The organism is Caballeronia arvi (genome assembly GCF_001544695.2).
Classification (GTDB): Bacteria; Pseudomonadota; Gammaproteobacteria; order Burkholderiales; family Burkholderiaceae; genus Caballeronia; species Caballeronia arvi.
Map to the genome: position 1 here is coordinate 1 of NZ_FCOM02000286.1, position 881 is coordinate 881.

Genomic DNA, 881 nt, shown 5'->3' on the forward strand with positions numbered 1-881 from the left:
AGCGGGTACATCAAATCCCCGAACTCGTCGAGCGGCAGGGTAGTCAACGCTTCGAAGCGATGGCGAGCAAGCCAGATTTCTTCCCAAAGGACCGGCCTGGAATCGATGAGACGAACTCGAGAGAGGCGGATGCTCTTTTCGCCACTCTTCATTTGCAGCGCCTCCTGAATCGTTTCGCTTGGTTTCAAAACCGCACGTTCCAGAACCTTTCCCGTCGGCTGGACTGACTTTCCGTCCGCTGATTTGAAGCGAAAAAATCGGAACAAGGAAGAGTCGAAGCGCGGCCGGCGAACGAAAGTACCTTTTCCCTGCGTGCGTGTCAGAACGCCGTCAGCCACCAGCAAATCTATTGCTTTGCGCAGAGTGCCAATTGACACCTCGTACGCCTGACAGAGATCCGCCTCGGTAGGTATTGCCTGCTCGGGTGCCCATTGTCCATCCGCGATACGGCGCACGATATCGTCGCGGATCAGCTGGTAGCGCGGCAGCCGCAGGTCTGCCTTGGCGGGAAAAGTGACGGTATCCATGGGTCATATAGTTATACACAACTCTATCTCTACTGTAGCACCGCTGGCTCCGAGGGTTAATCCCCACAGACACTGAGCCGAAGAAGCCTACACTGTCGATATATAGTCATATACATGAATATATGTTTCGTTGGAGACAATGATGTTCGCTTGGTACAAACGCGGTACTCGCGTCGAACGAATGACTTTCTGGGGCTGCTTTGCAGGTTGGGGGCTCGACGCGCTTGATGTTCAGATGTTCACACTTGCCATCCCCGCTCTGATCGCGGCTTTCGGTATCGACCATACTCAGGCCGGCGCCATAAGTGCTGTGACGCTTATCTCCTCTGCGCTCGGTGGATGGCTTGCCGGCGC

The 881-nt window shown here is 55.1% G+C and carries 1 protein-coding gene and 1 pseudogene; one reads left to right on the forward strand and one right to left on the reverse strand.

The features are described 5' to 3' along the window. Positions 1-527: GntR family transcriptional regulator (locus tag AWB74_RS44940; protein WP_061152848.1), on the reverse strand; the 527-nt coding region annotated here is incomplete at its 3' end. A gap of 142 nt (positions 528-669) precedes the next feature. Between AWB74_RS44940 and AWB74_RS48150 the strand changes: the two are divergent. Then, positions 670-881, forward strand: a pseudogene (locus AWB74_RS48150) (MFS transporter); the annotation flags it as partial.